This window comes from Mobilicoccus sp., from assembly GCF_032060985.1.
GTDB lineage: Bacteria > Actinomycetota > Actinomycetes > Actinomycetales > Dermatophilaceae > Mobilicoccus.
Map to the genome: position 1 here is coordinate 219533 of NZ_DAMBGD010000001.1, position 23973 is coordinate 243505.

A 23973-nucleotide genomic window follows, 5' to 3' on the forward strand; every position below is an offset into this window, starting at 1 on the left:
GGCGTGGCGGTGGTGGGGCCTGCGCCCGGAGCGTCAGAGTAGGTCGCCGGCCCGCGTGAGGACGTCTCGCAGTGCGGATTCGATCTCGGCGAACTCGCGCTCGCCGATGATGAGCGGCGGCGCGAGCTGGATGACGGGGTCGCCGCGGTCGTCGGCCCGGCAGTAGAGGCCGGCGTCCATCAGCGCGGTGGAGAGGAATCCGCGCAGCAGGCGCTCGGACTCCGCCTCGTCGAAGGTCTCGCGGGTGGCCTTGTCCTTGACGAGTTCGATGCCGTAGAAGTACCCGGCGCCGCGGACGTCGCCGACGATCGGCAGGTCGCGCAGACGCTCGAGCGCCGCACGGAAGCGTGGGGCGTTCTCGTGGACGTGGGCGGTGAGGCCCTCCCGCTCCATGATGTCGAGGTTGGCCATCGCGACCGCGGTGGAGACGGGGTGGCCGCCGAAGGTGTAGCCGTGGGGGAAGGTCGTCGTCCCGGAGCGGAAGGGCTCGAAGAGGGCATCGCTCGCGATCATCGCGCCGAGCGGGGCGTATCCGCTGGTCATGCCCTTGGCGCAGGTGACGATGTCCGGGGTGTAGCCGAAGTCGGTGCACGCGAACATCTCGCCGATGCGCCCGAACGCGCAGATGACCTCGTCGGAGACGAGCAGCACGTCGTAGGAGTCGCAGATCTCGCGGACCCGCTGGAAGTACCCGGGTGGCGGCGGGAAGCAGCCGCCGGAGTTCTGCACGGGTTCGAGGAACACGGCCGCGACGGTCTCCGGGCCCTCGAACTCGATGGCCTCGGCGATGCGGTCGGCGGCCCACCGGCCGAAGGCCTCGGGATCGTCGCGAAACTCCTCCGGGGCGCGGTACTGGTTGGTGTTCGGGACCTTGAACGCGCCCGGCACGAGGGGCTCGAACGGGGTCTTGGCGAACGGGATCCCGGTGATCGACAGCGCGCCCTGCGGGGTGCCGTGGTAGGCGATGCTGCGGCTGATCACCTTGTGCTTGGTGGGGCGTCCGGTGAGCTTGTAGTACTGCTTGGCGAGCTTCCAGGCCGACTCCACGGCCTCGCCGCCACCGGTCGTGAAGAACACGCGGTTCAGGTCACCGGGGGTCTGGCCCGCGAGCCGCTCGGCGAGCTCGATCGCCTGCGGGTGGGCGTAGGACCAGAGGGGGAAGTAGGCGAGCTGCTCCATCTGACGCCGTGCGGCCTCGGCGAGCTCGGTGCGGCCGTGACCGACCTGCACGGTGAACAGCCCGGCGAGCCCGTCGAGGTAGCGGCGGCCGAACGCGTCGTAGACGTACGCGCCCTCGCCGCGCACGATCGTCGGCACGTCGGCGCCGTCGTAGCTGGAGTGCCGGGTGAAGTGCATCCACAGGTGCTCCCGGGCCGCGTCGGAGTAGGAGGTCCCCGCGCGGGTGTGACCGACCTGCGTGGCGCTGCCCTGGGCGGTGGTGGTCGGCACGGTGGTGTTCTGGACGGTGGTGGTCATCGCGTTCCCCAGTCGTAGTGCTGCTTGTTGAGCTTGAGATAGACGAAGGTCTCGGTGGACGAGACGCCCGGGATCGCGCGGATGCGGCGACTGAGGACGTCGAGGAGCTGGTCGTCGTCCTCGCAGATGACCTCCGCGAGGATGTCGACGCTGCCGGCGGTGGTCACGACGTAGGCGACCTCCCGCATGGCGGTGAGAGCGTCGGCCACGGTCGTGGTGTCGCCCTGGACGCGGATCGCGACCATCGCCTGTCGGGCGAACCCCACCTGGAGGGGGTCGGTGACGGCGACGATCTGCATGATCTCGGAGTCGAGGAGCCGCTGGACGCGGGCGCGGACGGCGGCCTCGGACAGGCCGACGTCGCGGGCGATCGCGGCGTAGGAGGCACGTCCGTCTCGCTGGAGGTGCTCGATGATGCGCCGGCTCGTGTGATCGAGGTCCGAGGCGGAGGGGATCTCCGCAGCCGAGTCGTCGGTCATGACCGCAACGTCTCACGGATTCCATGGGGAATCAAGGTCTTGACAACGTATTCCGTTGTGCGGTCCTCTGTCTTCCACGTCTTCGCGATCTCATGGCGGCTTCGGGCACGGAAAGCGCGGGGTGTGGCTAGAGTGCGAAGACGATCTGCGGACCGGACCGCCGTCGGCGCCGGCCGCCCGACCACCGCACCGCACCCCAAGGGCCCCCCACGGTCCGGAGGAGTTGACGCACATGTCCGCAAGTCCCCGCGCACTCAAGAACTTCGTCGGCGGAGAGTTCGTCGACGCCGAGACCGACGAGCGACTCGAGGTCCGCAGCCCCGTCACCGGCGAGGTCGTCGCCACCGGCCCGCGCTCGACCGCGGCCGACGTCGACCGTGCCTACGCCGCCGCCTCCCAGGCCTTCGAGGGATGGGCCGAGACGACGCCGTCGGAGCGTCAGTCCGCGCTCCTCAAGATCGCCGACGCCATCGAGGAGCACGGCGACGAACTCATCAAGCTCGAGGCGGAGAACACCGGCAAGCCGTACGCGCTCACCGCGAGCGAGGAGATCCCGGTGATGGCCGACCAGATCCGGTTCTTCGCCGGTGCCGCCCGCATCCTCGAGGGTCGCGGCAGCGCCGAGTACATGGCCGGACACACCTCGTGGATCCGGCGCGAGCCCGTCGGGGTCATCGGTCAGGTCACGCCCTGGAACTACCCGATGATGATGGCCGTCTGGAAGTTCGCGCCGGCGCTCGCCGCCGGTAACGCCGTCGTGCTCAAGCCGAGCGACACCACCCCGGAGACGACCCTGCGGATGGCCGAGATCGCCGCCGAGTTCCTCCCCGCGGGCGTCTTCAACGTCGTCACCGGTGACCGCGACACCGGCCGGGCGCTCGTCGAGCACCCCACCCCGCAGATGGTGTCGATCACCGGCTCGGTGCGCGCGGGCATGCAGGTCGCCGAGAGCGCCGCCAAGGACGTCAAGCGCGTCCACCTCGAGCTGGGGGGCAAGGCCCCGGTCATCGTGTTCGACGACGCCGACATCGAGGCGGCGATCGAGGGCATCGGCACGGCCGGCTACTTCAACGCCGGTCAGGACTGCACGGCCGCCACCCGGGTGCTCGTCCAACAGGGTGTCCACGACGAGTTCGTCGCCGCGCTGGCCGAGTTCGCCGAGAACTCCGTCGTCGGGCTGCCCGACGACGACGACGCCCTCTTCGGACCCGTCAACAACGCCAACCAGCTCGCCCACGTCACCGGGTTCCTCGACCGGCTGCCCGGCCACGCGACCCTCGTCGGCGGTGACCGGATGACCGGGGAGTTCGCCGGTGGCTACTACCTGCGCCCGGCCGTCGTCTCCGGTCTGCGCCAGGACGACGAGGTCGTGCAGAACGAGATCTTCGGGCCGGTCATCACCGTCCAGTCCTTCGCCGACGAGGCGCAGGCGCTCAGCCACGCCAACGGGGTCCAGTACGGTCTCGCGAGCAGCGTGTGGAGCCGCGACTTCGGTCGGGCGATGCGGATGAGCCGCAAGCTCGACTTCGGGTGCGTGTGGATCAACACCCACATCCCGCTCGTCGCCGAGATGCCGCACGGCGGCTTCAAGCACTCCGGCTACGGCAAGGACCTCTCGATGTACGGCTTCGAGGACTACACCCGCATCAAGCACGTCATGGCGAACATCGAGTCCTGACCTCGTTCCGCACGACGACGGCGGCGGCCGGACGACCCCAGGGTCGTCCGGCCGCCGTCGTGAGCGGGTCCCGCAGGGATCGCCGTCCCGGATCAGGTGACGGGCGCCATCGCCTTGGTGGGCTCCGCGGCACGGGCGCCGCCCGCGACGCGGCCACGGCTGGACAGTCGACGCTCCAGCCACTGCGCCAACGTCGTGAGGCTCGCGTTGATCGCGATGAAGATCGCCGCGATGACGATGAGCGCCGGCACCGGGTTGCCGTACGCACTGCCGATGCGCTCCGCCTGGCGCAGCAGCTCGGGGTAGAGGATCTGGTAACCCAGTGCCGTGTCCTTGAGGATGACGACGAGCTGCCCGACCAGCGCCGGGAGCATGGCCCGCAGCGCCTGCGGAAGCTGGACCGAGCGGAGGGTCTGCCCGGGGGTGAGGCCGATCGAGAGCCCGGCCTCCGCCTGCCCCTTGGGCAGGGAGTGCACGCCCGAGCGGAGCAGCTCGGCGAGCACGCACGAGTTGTAGAGGGTGAGGCCCGTGACGACGCCGGCGAGGGAGAGGTAGGCCGAGGGGACGAGGCCGGAGGCGAGGTACCCCCAGAACGAGAGCAGCATCATCACGAGCACGGGCACGGCGCGGAAGAACTCGACGAACGTGCCGCTCACCCAGCGCACCGCCGCGACGCTCGACATCCGCCCGAACGCGAGGGCGAGGCCGAGGACGGCGGCGAGGGCGATCGAGATCGCCGCGGCGTACAGGGTGTTGATGATGCCGGGCACGATGTAGGAGGACCACACCTCACCGCTGACGAGTGGCCTCCACTTGGCGGCGGTGAGGTTGCCGCGATCGCCGAGCTTCCAGAGGATCGCGGCGAGGAGCCCGAGGGCGAGGGCGCCGAGGATGATCGCGGCGAGGCGCTGGGTGGCGCGACCGCGGGGACCGGGGACGTCGAACAGCTGCGAGGACGTGCTCATCGCTGCACCGCCAGTCGTCGCCCGAAGTGGGTGGTCGCGAGGCCGAGGGGCACGGTGAGGATGACGAACCCGAGAGCGACGACGAGGAAGAGCGGCAGGATCAAACCCGGGTCGTTCTCCATCACCGTCGCGGTGAGGTAGGCGATCTCGGCGACGCCGATCACGGCCACGACCGTCGTGTTCTTGACGAGCGCGATGATCGTGTTGCCGAGCGGCACGATCGCGCCGCGGAAGGCCTGGGGGAGCACGACGTGGCGCAGGTTCTGCGAGAAGCTCAGCCCCAGGGAACGTGCCGCCTCGGCCTGCCCCACGGGGATCGTGTTGACGCCACTGCGGAGCGCCTCGCAGACGAAGGCCGCGTGGTAGGTCGCGAGGGCGATGACACCCCAGCGGAACGTCGTCTCGACGATCGAGTCGGCCACCCGGATCCCAAGGTTGGAGTGGGCGCCGAGCATCGTGAACACGACGATGAGGGTGAGGGGGGTGTTGCGCACGGTGTTGACGTACAGCGCGCCGAGGCCACGGAGGAGGCCGACGGGGGAGAGCCGGAAGATCGCGAGCACGGTGCCGATGAGCAGGGCGCCGAGCGTCGAGAACACCGCGAGCCGGATCGTCATGACGAACGCCGACACGACGGGGTAGTTGGTGAGGACTTCACCCATGAGGGATGCCTTTCGACATGCAGGGGTGGGGTGAGCCGGTCGGGTGAGCCCGCGCACCACCGACCGGGCCGGACGAGGCCTGGCGGGAACGAACCGGGCGGGCGACCCGTGTGGGCCGCCCGCCCGAGGACGTCACGTCAGCCGCAGGCGGCGGGGGTGGGAGGGTTGCCCGGGCCGGGCTTGAAGCCGGCGGGGCCGAGGTTGGCATCGACGATCTTCTGCCACTCACCGGAGTCGACCATCTTCTTGAGGGCGTCGGTGACCTTCTGGCACATCTCCGCGTCGTCCTTCTTGAGGCCGATGCCGTACTTCTCCTCGGAGAACGGCTTGCCGACGAGCTTGAGCTTGCCCGCGTACTGCTGCTGGCTCGCGTAGCCGGCGAGGATCGTGTCGTCGGTGGTGAGCGCGTCGACGGTGCCGTTGACGAGTTCCTCGACGCACTTGGAGTAGGTGTCGTACTCCTGCAGCTGGACGTCGGGGTGCTCCTCCTTGACCCGCTGCGCGGGCGTGGACCCCTTCACCGAACACAGCTTCTTGCCGGAGAGCGTCTCGGGACCGGTGATGGCCTTCTCGTCGGAACGGACGAGGAGGTCCTGTCCGGCGACGAAGTAGGGGCCCGCGAAACCGACCTCCTGCTTGCGCTTGTCGGTGATCGAGTACGTCGCGACGATCATGTCGAGCTGCCCCGCCTTGAGCAGGGTCTCCCGCTGGGGGGAGGGGGCCTCGCTGAACGTCGGGGTCTTGCCGAGCTCCTTGGCGACGTACTTCGCCACGTCGACGTCGAGACCCGAGTACTCCTCGCCCTTCTTGAGGCCCATGCCCGGCTGGTCGAACTTGATGCCGACCCTGAGGCTGTCGTCCCCACCCCCGCCCCCGCCGGCGCCGGTGGTGCCGGCGCCGCAGCCGGAGAGGGCGAGTGCCGCGGCGCTCACGAGGGCCAGGACTGTCGTGGTCGTGCGCTTCATCTTCATCTCCTGTGACGTCGGTCGTGCGGTGGTCAGTGGCTGAGGATCTTGCCGAGAAAGTCCTTGGCGCGGGCGGAACTGGGGCTCGTGAAGAACTGCTCGGGTTCGGCCTGCTCGACGATCTGCCCGTCGGACATGAACACGACCCGGTCGGCGGCCTTGCGAGCGAACCCCATCTCGTGGGTGACGACGATCATCGTCATCCCCGACCGAGCCAGGTCGGTCATGACGTCGAGGACCTCGTTGATCATCTCGGGGTCGAGCGCCGAGGTCGGTTCGTCGAAGAGCATGACCTTGGGGTCCATCGCGAGGGAGCGGGCGATCGCGACGCGCTGCTGCTGACCGCCGGAGAGCTGAGCGGGGTACTTGTCGGCCTGGTGCTCGACCCCGACCCGCGTGAGCAACTCCATCGCCCGGGTCCGCGCCTCCTCCTTCTTCCGCCCCCGGACCTGGACGGGCCCGAGCGTGACGTTCTCGAGGATCGTCTTGTGCGCGAAGAGGTTGAAGCTCTGGAACACCATGCCGACGTCCGCCCGCAGTCGGGCGAGCTGCTTGCCCTCCGCGGGCAGGGGCTGACCGTCGATCGTGATCGTGCCGGAGTCGATCGACTCGAGGCGGTTGATCGTGCGGCACAGGGTGGACTTGCCCGACCCCGACGGGCCGATCACGACGAGGACCTCACCGGTGTGGACGGTGAGGTTGATGTCGTTGAGGACGTGGAGGTCGCCGAAGTGCTTGTCGACGTGCTCGAGGACGACGAGCGGGGTGCCGGAACTCATGGGCGCACAGTAGGGCATGTGGACGGCGCACCGAGCCCATGGCCCCGACGAGCGTGTCCCGGCCGCCGGTGAATGGTCCTCTTCCCGTGGCGAGCGGTTCGCGGGTGGCCGGGCGTGACGGGCGGTCCCTGGGGCCCCGCCGTCGCCCGGCGCCCCCCGTCCGGCGCCCCCCGTCCTGCGTCGTCGGGATCCCGCGTCGCGGTGCTCCTGCGTCGTCGTCCTGTCGTTGCGGTCCGGTGTCGCGGTCCTGCGGGCTCCGTCCCGCTACTTCTTGGTCTTCGCGTTCTTGGCCGCCGCCGGCGTGGCGGCGCGAGCCTCGGCGACCTTCTGACGCCGTTCGTTGTAAAGACGCTCCATGGGGTCCTCGTCGCCGAGTTGGGCGGGTCCGAAGACGGTCATCGCCGCCCTGCGGATGTTCCACCCGATGCGGTACCCGAGGCTGAGCCCCTCGTCCTTGGACATGTCGTCTTCTCCTCGTCGAACGCTGGTGGCTCCAGGCTACCCGTGCCCCGGGTCGCGGGGGCGGGGACCGGGCGGGGAGGATCGACGGCCCTCCGCCACATCCCGGACGCATGTCTCACGATATGAACCGCGCTGTCGCGTCGCCGGGACGACGTGACACCGTTGCCGACGACGGCGCGAACAGCCCCGCCCCCACCCGAGTCCTCGGCGCGGAGACCCCGCAGCCTCGGGCGACTCCGCCGGTGAACCCTCCCGGCGTCCCACGGTGGACACCGAACGCCTGATGACGAGGAGATCGACATGTCCGACGAACAGCGCGACTTCCAGCGGGCCCTGCAGGAGACGATGGACCTCCGCGACCAGGGTCGCTGAGACCGGAACGAGCAACACGCCCGAGGGGGCCGGAACGCGCGAGGCGCGTTCCGGCCCCCTCGGGCGTGTCCGTGCCGAGGATCCCCGGCCGCGGGGACTGCCGTCGGTGCCGCGTTCTTCATAGGGTGGCGGCACGGGGTGGATCCACCTCGTGCCCCGACCGAGAGGAGCAGTGTGGTGAACGAGGAGATGACCCGGCAGATCCGCGCAGGCAAGGGGTTCATCGCGGCGCTGGACCAGAGCGGCGGCAGCACCCCCAAGGCCCTGGGGCTCTACGGGATCGACGAGAGCCAGTACTCGGGGGAGGAGGAGATGTTCGACCTCGTGCACGAGATGCGCACCCGCATCATCACGAGCCCGAGCTTCACCAGCGACCACATCATCGGCGCCATCCTCTTCGAGCAGACGATGGACCGTGAGATCGAGGGCATGCCGACGGGCGACTACCTCTGGCAGAAGAAGGGCGTCGTGCCGTTCCTCAAGATCGACAAGGGCCTGGCCGACCTCGACCAGGGGGTCCAGCTCATGAAGCCGATGCCCGACCTGGCCGACCTGCTCCGACGGGGCGTCGAGAAGCACATGTTCGGCACCAAGGAGCGGTCCGTCATCCAGGAGAACGACGCCGCGGGCATCGCCAAGGTGGTCGCCCAGCAGTTCGAGGTCGGGCGCCAGGTGCTCGACGCGGGCCTCATGCCGATCCTCGAACCCGAGGTCGACATCCACGCGAGCGACCGCGCCGCGATCGAGGAGACCCTCAAGCGGGAACTCCTCGCCGGGCTCGACGCCCTCCCCGAGGGCGAGCAGGTGATGCTCAAGCTCACGATCCCCGAGCAGGACGGCTTCTACGGCGACCTCGTGGCGCACCCCAAGGTGCTCCGTGTCGTCGCCCTCTCCGGTGGCTTCGCGCGCGACGAGGCCAACGAGAGGCTGGCCCGCAACCCCGGCGTCATCGCGAGCTTCAGCCGTGCCCTGTCCGAGGGGCTGTCGGCCCAGCAGAGCCAGGAGGAGTTCGACGCCACGCTCGCCGATGCGGCCTCGAAGATCCACGCGGCCTCCGTCGCCTGAGCGACGGACCACGACGCCGCACCGCGAGCGGGCACGAGGGGCCGACGGACTCCCGTCGGCCCCTCGTCGCGCCGTCCCCGCGCTCTCACCGGTCGCGGCGGGCCTACCAGGCGGTAGGGTGACGACCCCACGCCCCGTGACCGGCACGAATCGGGCCCACCCGGCCCCTCACCCCGGAGGTCGACGATGCCGAGGCCATCCCGTTCCCGTCTGGTCGAGCTGACCGGCGGCATCGACATCGAGGACTGGCACCGCGATCCCGCGACCCGACCCACGGTGGCCGTGCACGAGGCCTTCACCGGCGAGGTCCTCGCCGAGGTCCCCTCCGGGACCGCCGACGACGTCGAGCGCGCCTTCGCCGCCGCTCGGGACGCCCAGGTCGGGTGGGCCGCGACGCCCGTGCGGGAGCGAGCCGCCGTCCTCGCGCGGTTCGCCGACCTCGTCGAGGCGCACCGCGACGAGGTCCTCGACGTCATCCAGGCCGAGAGCGGCAAGAACCGGCTCTCCGCGCTCGACGAGGTGCTCGACGCCGTGCTCACCGCCCGCCACTACGCCGCCAAGGCCCCGCGTCTGCTCGCCGACGAGCGCATCCCCGGCCCCTTCCCGTTGCTGTCGAAGGCCACCGTCGTCCACGTCCCCCGCGGGGTCGTCGGCATGATCTCCCCCTGGAACTACCCGTTCAGCCTGCCGATGGGCGACGGGCTCGCCGCGCTCGTCGCGGGCAACGCGCTCGTCCACAAGCCCGCGAGCCTCACCCCGTTCAGCACCCTGCTGGGGCTCGAGCTGTGGGCGGAGGCCGGTCTGCCGCCGGAGGTGTGGCAGGTCGTGCCCGGCGGCGGTCGTGAGGTCGGTGGCGCCGTCGTCGAGGCCTGCGACTTCCTCATGTTCACCGGCTCCTCGGCGACGGGCGCCCAGCTCGGCGCGCAGATCGGTGCCCGGCTCGTGCCCTTCTCCGCCGAGCTCGGCGGCAAGAACCCGATGATCGTCGGTGCGGGGGCCGATCTCGAGCGCGTCGCCGAGATCGCCGTCCGGGCCTGCTTCGCGAGCGCCGGTCAGCTCTGCATGTCGATCGAGCGCATCTACGTCGAGGAGTCGGTGCACGAGGAGTTCTGCGCCGTCCTCGCCGCGCGGGTCTCCGCGATGCGGCTCGGCGCGGGGTACTCGTGGACCCCGGAGATGGGTTCGCTGGTGTCGCAGGACCAGATGGACGTCGTCACCCGGCACATCGCGGACGCCGTGGACAAGGGTGCCCGCGCCCTCGCGGGGGGCCACGCCCGCCCCGATCTCGGGCCGCTGTTCCACGAGCCCACGCTGCTCACCGACGTGCCGCCCGGGGCCCTGTGCCACGACGAGGAGACGTTCGGGCCGGTCGTCGCGATCTACCCCGTCGCTGACCTCGACGAGGCGGTCGCCCGCGCCAACGACTCCGCCTACGGACTGGCCTCGGCCGTGTTCTGCCGCACGCCCGAGGAGGGCTACGCGGTCGCCGCCCGTCTCACCACCGGGATGGCGAACGTCGACGAGGGGTACGCGGTGGCCTGGTCGAGTCTCGACGGGCCCTCCGGCGGCATGGGGATCTCCGGGGTCGGGTATCGCCACGGGCGCGAGGGGCTGCTCAAGTACACCCAGGCGCGGACCATCGGCATGCAGAGCCCGCGGATGCACCTCGGCGGCCCCGAGGCGCTGCCCACCAGGGTGTGGGGGCCCGCGCTGGCCCGGAGCACCACGCTGCTCAAGTACCTCAAGCGTTGAGGTCATCCCGGCGTGCCGGGAGCTCGGGCGTCCCGGGAGGTCGGGCGTCCCCGGAGGTCGGGCGTCCCGGGACGTGGCTCGGAGTCCTCAGATCCCCGACTCGCAGGGCAGGCGGCCGGCCGCGACGGCCGCGACGAGGTCGGCGTGGTCGCGTTCGATCTGGTCGGCGTAGGCGCGGGCCCACGAGCAGAACGCGCTGACGGCCGAGTCCTTCTTGCCGAGGTACCCGGAGATCACCGAGGCCCCGGAGGTGCGGGCGTGGCCCTTGGCGAGCAGGTGGCCGACGATCCCGGAGTAGTCGACGAGGGCCTCGGCGGACATCTCGTCGAGGGGCACCCCGCCCTTCATGTTGCGGTACTGGCGCACGTAGTACTGGTGGTCGCCGACGGTGGTCCAGCCGAGCAGGGGGTCGGAGACGGTCTGCAACTGCTGCTGGTACTCGACCACCCGTTGGCCCTGATGGGCGTGCCAGGCGCGCTCGCCGTGGACGTACGGCGCGAGCACGGAGCGCTGCGCCTGCTTGAGCTGCAGGAACAACACGTCGTCGGGTCGGGAGCCCACGAGCAGGGCGATCCAGGCCCGCATGCCCACCGAGCCGACACCGACGACCTTGTGGGCGATGTCGACGAGCGAGTAGCCCCCGACGATGCGTCGCCACTGCGGGGTGAGGGTGGGCAGGTAGGCGTCCAGGCCGTCGGCGAGGGCCTCGTACTGGGCGTCGTCGGGGTGGGTGATGAGCGGCGGGTCGTCGACGATGCGCCCGGCGTCGGTCGCACCGCCGGCGAGCTTGGGCAGCTTGCGGTCGGAGGTGCGCTTGCGCGCCGCCTTGGCGGCTCGGCGGATCTCGTCCCGGAGGCTCTTCTCGGTGACGCTCTCCTGCAGGCCGTCGACGTCGAGGTGATCGAACGCGCGCGCGAGGAGCGGCTGCTTGGACAGGTGGCTGACCTCGTCGCGGTAGGACACCACGCAGTTGCGGATCGCGGACTCGCAGTCCTCCTCGGAGGCCCCGTTTCCCCGCCCCAGCACCCAGATCGAGGCGGTGAGCCGCCGCAGATCCCATTCCCAGGCGCCCGAGTGGGCCTCGTCGAAGTCGTTGAGGTCGATGACGAGGCTGCCCTCGGGGGAGCGGTAGAACCCGATGTTCCCGATGTGGGCGTCACCGCAGGCCGTGGTCTGGATGCCCGACGCCGGCAGGTGGGCGACGTCGTGGGCCATGAGGTCGGCGGTGCCGCGCAGCAGGCCGAACGGAGAGGCCGTCATGCGCCCCACCCGCACGCCGAACAGCCAGGGCAACCGGTCGGCGTGCGCCCGTCGGACGACGTCGACGATGCCGGGACGGTCCTCGGTCGGACGCCACTCGCCGAGCGCCGCGTGGGGGGTCCTTTCACGCAGGACCTTGCCCAGGCGCACCCGCTCGGCGCGGTCGGTGGCCTGGACTCGGAACGAGGCGAACGCGTCCTCGGCACGCAGCCGGGGATCGGCGGGGCGCGGCTTCGACAACGCAGCTCTCCTTCACGGTGTGCCGACCCGGTGACTCCACGACGGGACTCCACGGCGGCGACGACTCTCTCCCCGGACGCTAACCCCTCGACCCCCGCCGGCCCGCCCCCGGACCGGGTGACGTCATCGATGACGTCACCCGATCGGGGCTCATGACCCTGGATTCGATGACGTCATCGAGGTGGGTGGGCTGGCTTCGGGGGTGGGGTGGGTGCCTCCCGCGGGCAGGAGGTGGCGGGCGCGGCGGCGGAGGGGCCCGGGGTATGCGAGGCGGAGGGTGTGTGGGGGAGGGGTGGGGCTCTGCGACGATGTGCCCATGACGCCCACCCCAGTCCGTCGCGACGTCGTCATTCTCGGCTCCACCGGATCGATCGGCACCCAGGCGCTCGAGGTCTGCCGGCGCCATCCCGAGCGGTTCCGGGTCGTCGCGTTGTCGGCGGGAGGGAGCGACCTTCGCCTCCTCGCCCGGCAGGCGGCGGAGTTCGAGGTGCCGTTCGTCGCCGTCGCGCACGCCGACGAGGACGACCTCCACTCCGCGCTCCGTGCGGCCGAGCGCGTCTGCGGTCGCATGGGGGAGCCGGAGGTCGCCCTCGGACCGCAGGCGAGCACCCTCGCGGCGATGCGTCCGGCCGACGTCGTCCTCAACGGCATCACCGGCTCGATCGGCCTCATGCCGACCCTCGCGGCGCTCGAGGCGGGCGCGACCCTCGCGCTCGCGAACAAGGAGTCGCTCATCGTCGGGGGCGAGCTCGTCACCGCGCGGGCGCGGCCAGGGCAGATCGTGCCCGTCGACTCCGAACACTCGGCCATCGCCCAGTCGCTGCGCGCGGGTGCGGACCGGGAGGTGCGCAGGCTCGTCGTCACCGCCAGCGGGGGGCCGTTCCGGGGACGGGGGCGGGCGGAACTCGCCGACGTCACGCCGCAGGCCGCGCTCGCCCACCCCAACTTCGCGATGGGCAAGGTCATCACGACGAACTCGGCGACGCTCGTCAACAAGGGTCTGGAGGTCATCGAGGCCCACCTGCTCTTCGCCGTGCCGATGGACCGCATCGACGTCGTCGTCCACCCGCAGCAGATGATCCACTCGATGGTCGAGTTCCACGACGGCGCCGTCCTCGCCCAGCTCGGTCTGCCGACGATGCTCGTGCCCATCGCCCTCGGGCTCTCCTGGCCCGAACGGCTCGTCGACGTCGAGACCCCGATCGACTGGAGTCGTGCGCAGGACTGGCGCTTCAAGCCCGTCGACGACGAGGCGTTCCCGGCCGTGCGTCTCGCGCGTCGCGTCGGCGAGGCCGGGGGCACGTACCCGGCCGTCTACAACGCCGCCAACGAGGAGTGCGTCGAGGCCTTCCACGCCGGGGCGATCGGGTTCCTCGACATCGTCGACACGATCGCCCACGTCGTCGACGACTGGGCGGCCTCACCCGACATCACGAGCGAGAAGACCCACGCCGGGGACGTCGAGACGGTCCTCGCCGCCGACGGCTGGGCGCGGCGTCGCGCTCAGGCACTTCTCGGTCTCACCTGAGACCCTGGGTCTCGTGACGGTCCTGTTCTACGCCCTCGGGGTCCTCCTCATGGTCCTCGGTATCGGCGCCTCCATCGCACTCCACGAGATCGGGCACCTCGTCCCCGCCAAGGCGTTCGGGGTGCGGTGCAGCCAATACATGGTCGGATTCGGCAAGACCCTGTGGTCGCGCCGCGTCGGGGAGACCGAGTACGGCCTCAAGGCGATCCCGCTCGGCGGGTACGTGCGGATGCTCGGCATGTTCCCGCCCAAGGCCGAGCGACACATGGACGCCGCGGCCCGTTCCGGGCGCCTCACGGCGATGATCGACGAGGCGCGCAACGAGTCCCTCGCGGAGATCGGTCCGGGGGAGCAGCATCGCGCCTTCTACCGGCTGCCCACCTGGCAGAAGATCACGGTCATGCTCGGCGGGCCGGTGATGAACCTCGTCATCGCGACGGTGATCTTCGCGTTCTTCATCCCCCTGTACGGGGCGACGACGTTCGTCGACGGGGCCAGGGTGAGCACGGTGTCGGAGTGCGTGCGGCCGGTGTCGAGCGACCCGGCCGCGCAGGCGGCCCCGTGCACCGCGGCCGATCGACCGTCGCCCGCCGCCACCGCCGGCCTGCAGCCGGGCGACGAGTTCGTGTCCATCGCGGGGCAGCCGGTCACCTCTCCGGCCGACGTCGGGGCTCTCGTGCGCACCCGCGCCGACCAGCCCGTGCCGGTCGAGGTCCTGCGCGACGGACGCCGCGTCGAGGTGACCCTCACCCCGATCGCCAACGAGGTGCCGCAGGTCGACGGGCGGGGACGTCCCGTCCTCGACGCCTCCGGTCGGGCCGTCATGACGACGGCGGGGTTCATCGGCACCTCGACCGAGCGACCGACCCAGCGCTACGACTCCCTCGCCGACGTCCCCGCCTTCGTCTGGTCGCTCACCGAGCGCACCGGCCGCGTCGTCATCACCCTGCCGCAGCGGCTCGTCGACGTGTGGAACGCCGCGTTCGGTCCGGCCGAACGCGACGTCGAGGGCCCGATGAGCGTCGTCGGTGTGGGCCGTGTCGCCGGTGAGGTGGCCTCCCTCGATCAGGTCGAGGACGGCAGGGGTGGTCAGATCCAGGTGACGTGGGTCGACAAGGCGGCACAACTGTGGGTCATGATCGCCGGGCTCAACATCGCGCTGTTCGTGTTCAACCTCATCCCGCTGCTCCCGCTCGACGGGGGCCACGTCGCCGGTGCGCTGTGGGAGGGCCTCAAGCGGGGGTTCGCCAGGGTGTTCGACCGCCCCGATCCCGGATACGTCGACGTCGCCCGCGCCCTGCCGCTCACGTACGCGGTGTCCCTCGTGCTCATCGGGATGTCGCTGCTGCTCATCTACGCCGACCTCGTCAAGCCCATCCGTCTCTGACGCGCCCACCCCCCATCCCCCCGGGGCCGGGCGCTCAGACATCGGCCAGGAGGGTGGGGGATACTGGACGTATGAGCGTGAACCTCGGTATGCCCCGGGTGGCGGGTTCGGACGGCCAGGCCGTGATCGCACCGCGTCGCCCCACCCGCAAGATCAAGGTCGGGTCGGTGGACGTCGGAGGCGACGCCCCGATCTCGGTCCAGTCGATGACGACGACGCCGACGACCGACGTCAACGCCACGCTCCAGCAGATCGCCGAGCTCACGGCCACCGGCTGCGACATCGTGCGCGTGGCCTGCCCGAGCCAGGACGACGCCGACGCGCTGCCGGCGATCGCGGCCAGGAGCCAGATCCCGGTCATCGCCGACATCCACTTCCAGCCCAAGTACGTGTACGCGGCCATCGACGCCGGGTGCGCCGCCGTCCGGGTCAACCCCGGCAACATCCGGGCCTTCGACGACCAGGTCAAGCAGATCGCCCGGGCGGCCAAGGACGCCGGCGTCTCCATCCGCATCGGCGTCAACGCCGGGTCCCTCGACAAGCGGCTGTACGCGAAGTACGGCGGCCCCACCCCCGAGGCCCTCGTCGAGTCGGCGGTGTGGGAGGCGAGCCTGTTCGAGGAGCACGACTTCCACGACTTCAAGATCTCCGTCAAGCACAACGACCCGGTCGTCATGGTCAAGGCCTACGAGATGCTGAGCGAGCGCGGCGACTGGCCGTTGCACCTCGGGGTCACCGAGGCCGGCCCGGCGTTCCAGGGCACGATCAAGTCCTCGGTCGCCTTCGGCGCACTGCTCTCGCGCGGCATCGGTGACACGATCCGGGTCTCGCTGTCTGCGCCGCCGGTCGAGGAGGTCAAGGTCGGCAATCAGATCCTCCAGAGCCTCGGCCTCAAGCCGCGCAAGCTCGAGATCGTCTCCTGCCCGAGCTGCGGCCGCGCGCAGGTCGACGTGTACACCCTCGCCGAGCAGGTCACCCAGGGGCTCGAGGGGATGACCGTGCCGCTGCGCGTCGCCGTCATGGGCTGCGTCGTCAACGGCCCGGGGGAGGCCCGCGAGGCCGACCTCGGCGTCGCCTCCGGCAACGGCAAGGGTCAGATCTTCGTCAAGGGCGAGGTCATCAAGACCGTGCCCGAGAGTGCGATCGTCGAGACCCTCATCGAGGAGGCGATGCGCATCGCCGAGGAGATGGGCGAGCCGGTCGATTCCGACGCCGCCGTGGGTGCCACCGGCCCCACGGTGTCGGTGGGTGGCAACTGAGCCCGTCCCCCGTGGCGGACGCCTGGTGAGGCGAGGGGTCGGCCTGCGTCGGGGGCGCCGCGCGGTGCGCACGCTCGGCGAGGCCGACCGCGGGCGGGCCCTGGAGGTGTGCGCCCGCCGACCCGCGGTCGGTGTCTATGTCGCCGCTCGCCTCGCCGAGGGCGACCTCGACCGCACCCGCGGGTCCCTGCTCGGGTACGCGCCCGAGGACGGGATCGAGGCGATCTGCTGGGTCTCGGCGAACATCGTGCCCGTCGGGTGCGACGAAGCGGCCGCGGTCGCGTTCGCCGGCCAGCTGCGTCGCCACCGGTCTCGGGTCTCCTCGATCTTCGGGCAGGCGATGGAGGTCGCCTGGCTGTGGGACGCCCTCGCCCCGTTCTGGGGTGAGCCGCTCGACCTGCGCGTGCCTCAACCCCTCATGCAACTCGCGCCGGACGCCCCGCTCGGTGTCGCTCCCGACCCTCTCGTGGTCCCGGCGACCGCCGCCGACCTCGACCTGCTCGTCCCCGCGTCGGCGGCGATGTTCACCGAGGAGATCGGGTACCCGCCCTACCGCGACGCCGCCGGGGCGAATCACTACCGCCGGGCGGTGGGCACCCTCGTGGGTCGCGGGCACTCGTTCGTGCGCATCGACGACGACCGTGTCGTGTTCAAGGCCGACATCGGCTCGGTCGGCGTCGGCGCCTGCCAGATCCAGGGCGTGTGGATCGACCCCGAGTTCCGGGGGCGGGGTCTCGCCGCCCCGGCGATGGCCGCGGTCGTCGCCCAGGCACGGCGCGTCGCCCCTCTCGTGTCGCTGTACGTCAACGGGTACAACGCCCCGGCGCTCGCGACCTACCGCCGCGTCGGGTTCGAGGAGATCGACCGGTTCGCCACGCTCCTGTTCTGAGTCGCGGCGTCCTCGGTGTGGTGCCCGCCCCGCTAGGCTGACCGGTGATCTCGACCGCGCAAGGAGACCCCGTGTCCGTCACCCTCATGTCCAGCCTCTTCTGCCGCACGCTCCGGGAGGACCCGGCGGACGCCGAGCTCCCCGGGCACAAGCTGCTCGTCCGCGCCGGGTACATCCGGCGCGCGGCCCCCGGCGTGTACAGCTGGCTGCCGCTCGGGCTGCGGGTGCTGCGCAAGGTGGAGACCATCGTGCGCGAGGAGATGGACGCGATCGGGGCGCAGGAGCTGAGCTTCCCCGCGCTCCTGCCGCGCGAGCCCTACGAGGCCACCGGTCGTTGGACCGACTACGGCGACAACCTCTTCCGCCTTGTCGACCGCAAGGGCGCCGACATGCTGCTCGGTCCGACGCACGAGGAGATGTTCACCCTCGCCGTCAAGGACCTCTACAGCAGCTACAAGGATCTGCCCCTGTCGCTGTACCAGATCCAGACCAAGTACCGCGACGAGGCGCGTCCCCGCGCCGGCCTCCTGCGGGGCCGCGAGTTCGTCATGAAGGACTCCTACAGCTTCGACGTCGACGACGCGGGGCTCGAGGCCGCTTACCAGCGTCACCGCGAGGCCTACATCCGCGTGTTCGACCGGCTCGGGTTCGACTACGTCATCGTCAAGGCCACCTCGGGGGCGATGGGCGGCTCGGCGAGCGAGGAGTTCCTCGCGGTGAGCGACGACGGCGAGGACACCTTCGTGCGCTGCGAGGAGTCCGGGTACGCCGCCAACGTCGAGGCCGTCGTCACCCCGACGGCCGAGCCCGTACCCGCCGACGTCGTCGCCGCCACGCCCCCCGCCCGCGAGATCGACACGCCGGACACCCCGACGATCGAGACCCTCGTCGCCGTCCTCGAGGAGACGTGCCCCCGCGAGGACGGGCGTCCCTGGGAGGCGGGCGACACCCTCAAGAACGTCGTCGTCGCCCTCGTCAACCCCGACGGCACGCGCGAGCTGCTCGTCGTCGGACTGCCCGGCGACCGACAGGTCGACCTCAAGCGCCTGGAGGCCCAGGTCGCGCCCGCCGAGATCGACGAGACCACCGAGGCCGACTTCGCCGCCCACCCCGAGCTCGTCCGTGGCTACATCGGCCCGGCCGCCCTCGGCCTGCGCGGTGAGGGGGAGGAGCGCACCGGGGTGCGCTACCTGCTCGACCCCAGCGTCGCCGAGGGCAGCGCGTGGGCCACCGGCGCCAACCGCCCCGGGGTCCACGTCGTCGACCTCGTCCTCGGCCGCGACTTCACCGCCGACGGCACCGTCCAGGCCGCGGAGGTCCGCGACGGCGACCCCAGCCCCGACGGCGCGGGCGTCCTGCGCACCCACCGTGGCATCGAGATGGGCCACATCTTCCAGCTCGGCCGCAAGTACGCCGAGGCGCTCGGGCTCAAGGTTCTCGACGAGTCGGGCAAGCTCGTCACCGTCACGATGGGCAGTTACGGCATCGGCGTGAGCCGCGCCGTGGCCGCCATCGCCGAGGCCAACCACGACGACGCCGGACTCGTGTGGCCGCGCAACGTGAGCCCCGCCGACGTGCACCTCGTCGCCACCGGCAAGGACTCCGCGATCTTCGACGCCGCCGCCGGCATCGCCGCCTCGCTCTCGGAGCAGGGCATCGAGGTGCTCTACGACGACCGTCCCAAGGTGAGCCCCGGCGTGAAGTTCAAGGATGCCGAGATCATCGGTGTGCCCACGATCGTCGTCGTCGGACGCGGACTCGGTGACGGCGTCGTCGAGATCAAGGACCGCCGTAGCGACACCCGCCGCGAGGTCGCGCTCGACGCGGTCATCGAGGAGATCGTGCGCGAGGTCCGGTCGGCCTGAGACCCGCCGGGGTCCGGCTGCGGCGGCACCACCCCGCAGCGGGCACAATCGGGCGCGTGCTCGATGCCCTCGCCGCCCTCGCCCCACCCGGCGTCGCCGCCGTCGTGGCGACCCTGCCCGCCGCCCTGCCCGAGGCGGGGTGGGAGGCGGCGCCGGGCGTCGGACCGCGGGTCCTGCTCCTGCTCGTCCTCGCCGCACTCGCCGCGGGGTGGGTCGACGCGGTCGTCGGCGGCGGCGGACTGATCCAACTCCCGTCGTTGCTGCTGCTCGTGCCCGGTGCGGCGCCGGTGCACCTGCTCGCGACGAACAAGCTCGCCTCGATCTGCGGCACGACGACGAGCGCGGTGACCTACGCCCGGCACGTACGTCCCGACCTGCGCACGGCTCTTCCCCTCGCCCTCGCGGCGTTCACCGGCTCATGCGGCGGAGCGTTCGTCGCGTCGTTCCTCCACAAGGAGGCCTTCACGCCGATCATCCTCGTCGTGCTCGTCGTCGTCGGCGCCTGGACGCTGCTGCGTCCGAGCATCGGGCAGGTGCAGCAGATGCGCTTCACCGGACGCCGCCACCTCGGGGCGGCCGGGCTCATCGGGGTGGTCATCGGGTTCTACGACGGCGCGCTCGGGCCGGGGACGGGGTCGTTCTTCGTCGTCGCGCTCGTCGCCGTGTGCGGCTTCGCGTTCGTGCAGGCGAGTGGTCTCGCCAAGATCGCCAACGTCGCGACCAACCTCGCCGCGCTCGTCGTGTTCGTGCCGCAGGGGGCCGTGATGTGGCGACTCGGGCTGCTCATGGGGGCCGCCAACGTGCTCGGTGGCTACCTCGGTGCCCGCAGCGCCGTGACGCTCGGCCCGTCGTTCGTGCGTCTGGTGCTCCTCGTCGTCGTGTTCGCGTTCATCGTGCGACTCGGCGGTCAGATGGTGCACCTGTGGTGAGTCGTGTCGTCGTCGCCGTGGACTGAGGGCCGGGTCAGGGCATGAGGAGCGCGGCGAGCGTGCCGCCGAGCTCATAGGCACGGTCGCGGTCCTCGTCGGCGACGTCACCGAGGCACTCGAGCACGTCCGCGGCCTGTCGCCACGGCAGCGCCCCGACGATCGAGGTCACCGCCCGCACCGCGCCGGTGACGTCGTAGCGCCCGTGCACGTAGAGGCCGAAGGGGATCGTCTCGCGGCCGCCGTCGTCCGGGGCGCCGGACCCGTCGTCGCCGAGTGCGCCGCCGACCTGCAGGAACGTCGAGTCGAAGAAGTGCTTGAGTGCGCCGGACATGTACCCGAAGTTCGCCGGGGTGCCGAGCAGGATGCCGTCGGCGGCGAGGACGTCCTCGGCGCTCGCCTCGAGCGCAGGCCGGTCGAGGACCTCGACCCCCTCGATCGACTCGTCCTGCGCTCCGGCGAGCACGGCCTGGGTGAGCGCCGACATCGACGACGACGGCGAGTGATGTACCACGAGGAGTCGAGCCATCACCCCAGCCTAGGGCGGCCCCCTCCCGGCCCGCAGCACCAGACGGCGGGAGAGCCGCCCCGGTGGGGCACCGGCCGGGGTGGCTCATCGCGCGACACGGCGATCGCGGAGCAGCGCCCCCGCTGTCGGCGGCCCGGGAGACCGATCGACATGAGGGGTCGTCACCTACTCACGCACGGCTCCTTCGAGCATCCCGGCGATGAAGTGACGTTGGAGGAACACGTAGAGCAGCACCACGGGGGTGGCGACGATGCAGGCTCCCGCGGCGAGGAGCGTGAAGCCCTGCGTGTACTGACCCTGGAAGAACGCGAGGCCGAGCGGGGCGGTGCGCAGCGACTCCGCGGTGACCATGACCAGCGGGATGAGGAACTCGTTCCACGTCCACATGAACACCAGCACGGTGAGCGTGACGATCGCGGGTCGGGCGAGCGGCACGAGGATGAGCCACAGCGTGCGCCAGTGCCCGGCGCCGTCGAGTCGCGCGGCCTCCACCACCGACCGGTTGGCGGAGCGGAAGTAGGCGCGCATCCAGTACGTGCCGAAGGCGACGGACTGGGCGATCTGGGGGAGCACGACGGCCCACAGCGTGTCGGTGAGGTGCAGGGCGCGCAGGTCGAAGTACAGCGGCACGACGACGACCTCGTTCGGCATCATCATGCCGAGGAGGAAGAGGGAGAGCACGACCCCGGCGCCACGGAACCGTAGTGCGCCCAACGCGTACCCCGCCATGATCGAGAGCACGACGCTCACGAGCACGACGATCACCGAGACGAGGAGGCTCGTGCGCAGGTAGGTGCCGAAGTGGCCGATGCGCCAGGCCTCGGCGAAGTTGCCCGGATGCACTCCCAGCAGGCTCGCGGTCTGCTCTCCGGTGTCGGGCGGCCCCAGCGCGGCGACGACGATCGACAGGATCGGGGCGAGCGCGAACGCGGCGAACGCGACGAGGAGCACGTAGTTGGCGATCTTCTCCGCCGGTGAGACCCTCATGTCGTGCTCCGATCGCCGATGCGGTTGACGACGAAGGTGATCACGAAGATGAGCGCCGTGAGCACGACGCCGATGGCGGCGGCCGACCCCACCTGCGCGGTCTGGAACGCCCGGTCGTACACCGCGTAGGACGGCACGAGGGTGCTCGTGCCGGGTCCGCCCTGGGTGGTCATGTACACGAGGTCGAAGGTCTTGAGCGCCGCGATGATCGTGAGGGTGAGCGCGACGGCGATCTCGCCGCGAACGCTCGGCAGCGTGACCGCGAGGAACTCACGGACCGGCCCGGCACCGTCGAGGCGGGCCGCCTCGTACAGCTCGCCGGGAATGCGGCCCATCCCGGAGAGCAGCAGCACGGTGACGAGCCCGATCTCGAACCAGGTGCCGACGAGGCCGATCGCCGGCAGCGCCAGGGTGTAGTCGCCGAGCCAGCCCTGCAGCGGCGGGAACCCGTTGGCCGGGTCGTAGATCCGCCGCCAGGCGACGGCGATGACGACCATCGCGACCACCTGCGGCAGGAAGATCACCGTGCGGAAGAACCCGAGCCCGGCGACCTTGGCCCGGGCCAGGACCGAGGCCAGCGCGAGCCCGAGGATGACCGGGATCACGGCGAAGAAGACCATGAGGATCAGGGCGTTGACGAACGCCCCCCGCAGCTCCTCGTCGGCGACGAGGTCGACGTAGTTCTGCAGCCCCACGAACGTGCCGAGGGTGAGGCCGTCCCAGTCGTACAGCGAGATCTGGACCGCCCGGCCGAGGGGGGCGAGCAGGAACGCGCCGTAGACGAGCAGGGCGGGCAGCACGTACAGCCACCCCACTGCCCGAGGCTCGCCCGGGGGTCCTGGGCGGTGACGCCGCGTCCCGGACCCCGACGCCGCCGCGCCCGCGGGCACGCTCGCGGCCATGTCAGCCGTGCTTCTCCGTGTAGACCCCGTAATCCTTCTGCACCGTCTCGAGGAACTGCGCGGGGTTCTTCCTGCCCGCGATGAGGTCCTGCAGTGCGGCACCGAGCGTGTCGCCCATCGTGGGGGTCGCATAGTCGAGGTAGGGCACGAGACCGTTCTCGTCGACGACCGTGCCGAACGCCGTGAACACGTCCTGGGTGAGGGCGTCGGGCGCCTTCTGCGACGCGGTCTCGACGACGGGCAGGTTACCGGTCTCGGCGAGGACCTTCATCGCCTGGGAGTTCGTGATGAAGTCGATGTACGCCGCCGCGGCGTCGGGGTTCTTGCTCTTCGCCGAGATCGCCCACGGGATGCCGGTGCCGCCGGTGGAGACGACCTTGCCGCCGGCCGCGGCCGAGGGCGGCGGCAGGATGAACGTCACGTCGTCCTTCATCGCCGTGGACAGGTCCGGAGCGAGCCAGGTGCCGGCCATGAGGTAGGTGCCGGTGCCCTTGCCGAACGACTGCCACGCGGGGTCGTAGCCGAGCCCGTTGGCCTTGGCGTCGATGTAGCCCTTGTCCACCCACTCGACGAGGTTCTGTGCGGCCGCGGTGTTCTCGGGCGTCTGCCACGAGCCGCCGCGCTGCCCGAACCCGAGGCGTCGGATGGTGTCGGGGGCGACGTGCTGTGCCTGGACGGGGCCGAACACGTGGACGGCGGGCCACTTGTCGAGGTTGCCGAGGACGAGCGGCGCCTCGTTCGGGCGCTTGGACTTGAGCGTGGCGAGGCCGGCCTCGAACTCCTCCCAGGTCTTGGGGGTCGACAGTCCGGCCTCCTGCAGGTGCTTCTTGTTGACGTAGACGCCGACCACCTCACCGACCTGCGGGAGGCCGTAGAGGGAGCCTCGCCCGAAGGTGGCGCCGTCGGGGGAGTAGCTCGAGTATTGACGCACCGACTCGGGGTAGCGCTGGTCCCACCCGTAGGCCTGCGCGTACCGGTCGAGCGGGAGGATGAGCCGGCCCTTGACGAACGTGCCCATGTCGGCGCGACCGTTGTTGGTCTGGAACACGTCCGGCGGGTTGTCGCCGGAGAGGGCGAGCTTGATCGTCTTGTTGAGGTCGTCGAACGACCGCGAGACGCGCTGCAGCTTGATGTTCGGGTACTTCTTCTGGAACGCGTCGTTGAGCTTGGTGATCTGGGCGGCCTGACCGCCGCGGACCTCCTGGTCCCACACGGTGAGGGTCACGTCGCCGAGCGAGGCCGGGTCCCGGCCCACGGTGCCGGTCTGAGTGTTCTCCGGCGGCGCACCCGCCGTGTTGGACCCCGGCGCGCAGGCGGACAGGGCGAGACAACCGATGCCGGCGACGGCGACGAGACGGGCGAACGGGCGGCTCATGGGGACTCCTGTCGGTGTGCTCCGGGGGATCGGACGGACCTCCGGGGTGACGGCTCGGTGCGGGTGACGGCTCTCCCGTCGCCGACGTGGGGCCGGCCGGGATCGACGGGAACGACGGGAACGACGGGATCGACGGGTGGTGTCGTGGCGCCCTCGCGTCGATCGGGTCGA

21 protein-coding genes are annotated in these 23973 nt (G+C 71.0%); 9 read left to right on the forward strand and 12 right to left on the reverse strand.

Going from position 1 to position 23973, the window contains the following annotated elements; translation table 11 throughout:
• Positions 1–33: 33 nt before the first annotated feature.
• Positions 34–1476: an aspartate aminotransferase family protein gene (locus RT054_RS00955; protein ID WP_313021651.1), complete on the reverse strand. Its 1443-nt coding sequence runs from the start codon at positions 1474–1476 to the stop codon at positions 34–36.
• Positions 1473–1955 (reverse strand): Lrp/AsnC family transcriptional regulator, encoded by a 483-nt coding sequence (locus RT054_RS00960; protein ID WP_312718355.1) that lies wholly within the window; start codon positions 1953–1955, stop codon positions 1473–1475. Before RT054_RS00960 ends, RT054_RS00955 begins: the two co-directional genes overlap by 4 nt.
• Before the next feature lie 232 nt (positions 1956–2187).
• Here RT054_RS00960 and RT054_RS00965 point away from each other — a divergent pair, with 232 nt between their 5' ends.
• Positions 2188–3633, forward strand: a complete 1446-nt coding sequence (locus RT054_RS00965) for a gamma-aminobutyraldehyde dehydrogenase (protein WP_312718354.1) — start codon at positions 2188–2190, stop codon at positions 3631–3633.
• Positions 3634–3725: 92 nt separating this feature from the next.
• Here RT054_RS00965 and RT054_RS00970 read toward each other — a convergent pair whose 3' ends face one another.
• From RT054_RS00970 to RT054_RS00990, 5 genes are all read right to left on the reverse strand, one after another.
• Positions 3726–4598, reverse strand: coding sequence for an amino acid ABC transporter permease (locus RT054_RS00970; RefSeq protein ID WP_313021652.1), 873 nt, complete (start codon positions 4596–4598; stop codon positions 3726–3728).
• Positions 4595–5260: an amino acid ABC transporter permease gene (locus RT054_RS00975; protein WP_312718351.1), complete on the reverse strand. Its 666-nt coding sequence runs from the start codon at positions 5258–5260 to the stop codon at positions 4595–4597. The genes RT054_RS00970 and RT054_RS00975 overlap by 4 nt, the downstream gene beginning before the upstream one ends.
• A gap of 137 nt (positions 5261–5397) precedes the next feature.
• Positions 5398–6225, reverse strand: a complete 828-nt coding sequence (locus tag RT054_RS00980) for a glutamate ABC transporter substrate-binding protein (protein ID WP_313021653.1) — start codon at positions 6223–6225, stop codon at positions 5398–5400.
• A gap of 32 nt (positions 6226–6257) precedes the next feature.
• Complete coding sequence (locus tag RT054_RS00985; protein WP_312718345.1) at positions 6258–7004, reverse strand: amino acid ABC transporter ATP-binding protein; 747 nt, start codon at positions 7002–7004, stop codon at positions 6258–6260.
• A gap of 264 nt (positions 7005–7268) precedes the next feature.
• A complete protein-coding gene (locus RT054_RS00990) occupies positions 7269–7466 on the reverse strand; it encodes a hypothetical protein (RefSeq protein ID WP_313021654.1) in 198 nt (65 codons plus the stop codon).
• A 549-nt stretch (positions 7467–8015) separates the two neighbouring features.
• On the opposite strand from RT054_RS00990, the gene RT054_RS00995 reads away from it, so the two are divergent.
• Both RT054_RS00995 and RT054_RS01000 read left to right on the forward strand, forming a co-directional pair.
• Positions 8016–8903, forward strand: coding sequence for a fructose bisphosphate aldolase (locus RT054_RS00995; RefSeq protein ID WP_313021656.1), 888 nt, complete (start codon positions 8016–8018; stop codon positions 8901–8903).
• A 186-nt stretch (positions 8904–9089) separates the two neighbouring features.
• Positions 9090–10655, forward strand: coding sequence for a succinic semialdehyde dehydrogenase (locus RT054_RS01000; RefSeq protein ID WP_313021657.1), 1566 nt, complete (start codon positions 9090–9092; stop codon positions 10653–10655).
• Positions 10656–10742: 87 nt separating this feature from the next.
• On the opposite strand, the gene RT054_RS01005 is transcribed toward RT054_RS01000, so the two are convergent.
• Positions 10743–12155, reverse strand: coding sequence for a DUF2252 domain-containing protein (locus RT054_RS01005; RefSeq protein WP_312718340.1), 1413 nt, complete (start codon positions 12153–12155; stop codon positions 10743–10745).
• 316 nt (positions 12156–12471) lie between these two features.
• Here RT054_RS01005 and dxr point away from each other — a divergent pair, with 316 nt between their 5' ends.
• The 6 genes from dxr to RT054_RS01035 all read left to right on the forward strand — a co-directional run bounded on the left by dxr (position 12472) and on the right by RT054_RS01035 (position 20012).
• Positions 12472–13683 (forward strand): 1-deoxy-D-xylulose-5-phosphate reductoisomerase, encoded by a 1212-nt coding sequence (gene dxr, locus RT054_RS01010; protein WP_313021658.1) that lies wholly within the window; start codon positions 12472–12474, stop codon positions 13681–13683.
• A 13-nt stretch (positions 13684–13696) separates the two neighbouring features.
• Positions 13697–15070: a site-2 protease family protein gene (locus tag RT054_RS01015; RefSeq protein WP_312718337.1), complete on the forward strand. Its 1374-nt coding sequence runs from the start codon at positions 13697–13699 to the stop codon at positions 15068–15070.
• A 71-nt stretch (positions 15071–15141) separates the two neighbouring features.
• Positions 15142–16329: a flavodoxin-dependent (E)-4-hydroxy-3-methylbut-2-enyl-diphosphate synthase gene (ispG, locus tag RT054_RS01020; protein ID WP_312718336.1), complete on the forward strand. Its 1188-nt coding sequence runs from the start codon at positions 15142–15144 to the stop codon at positions 16327–16329.
• The gene (locus RT054_RS01025) at positions 16319–17218 is read left to right on the forward strand and encodes a GNAT family N-acetyltransferase (protein ID WP_313021660.1); all 900 of its coding nucleotides are present in this window, start codon (positions 16319–16321) and stop codon (positions 17216–17218) included. Before ispG ends, RT054_RS01025 begins: the two co-directional genes overlap by 11 nt.
• A gap of 86 nt (positions 17219–17304) precedes the next feature.
• The gene (locus tag RT054_RS01030; RefSeq protein WP_313021823.1) at positions 17305–19083 is read left to right on the forward strand and encodes a proline--tRNA ligase; all 1779 of its coding nucleotides are present in this window, start codon (positions 17305–17307) and stop codon (positions 19081–19083) included.
• Positions 19084–19196: 113 nt separating this feature from the next.
• Positions 19197–20012: a sulfite exporter TauE/SafE family protein gene (locus RT054_RS01035; protein ID WP_396837181.1), complete on the forward strand. Its 816-nt coding sequence runs from the start codon at positions 19197–19199 to the stop codon at positions 20010–20012.
• Positions 20013–20046: 34 nt separating this feature from the next.
• On the opposite strand, the gene RT054_RS01040 is transcribed toward RT054_RS01035, so the two are convergent.
• The 4 genes from RT054_RS01040 to RT054_RS01055 all read right to left on the reverse strand — a co-directional run bounded on the left by RT054_RS01040 (position 20047) and on the right by RT054_RS01055 (position 23802).
• The gene (locus RT054_RS01040; protein ID WP_312719583.1) at positions 20047–20538 is read right to left on the reverse strand and encodes an NAD(P)H-dependent oxidoreductase; all 492 of its coding nucleotides are present in this window, start codon (positions 20536–20538) and stop codon (positions 20047–20049) included.
• Between the two features lie 165 nt (positions 20539–20703).
• The gene (locus tag RT054_RS01045) at positions 20704–21525 is read right to left on the reverse strand and encodes a carbohydrate ABC transporter permease (RefSeq protein ID WP_312719582.1); all 822 of its coding nucleotides are present in this window, start codon (positions 21523–21525) and stop codon (positions 20704–20706) included.
• Positions 21522–22340, reverse strand: a complete 819-nt coding sequence (locus RT054_RS01050; protein WP_313021661.1) for a sugar ABC transporter permease — start codon at positions 22338–22340, stop codon at positions 21522–21524. Before RT054_RS01050 ends, RT054_RS01045 begins: the two co-directional genes overlap by 4 nt.
• Before the next feature lie 88 nt (positions 22341–22428).
• A complete protein-coding gene (locus RT054_RS01055) occupies positions 22429–23802 on the reverse strand; it encodes an extracellular solute-binding protein (protein WP_313021662.1) in 1374 nt (457 codons plus the stop codon).
• Positions 23803–23973: the final 171 nt, after the last annotated feature.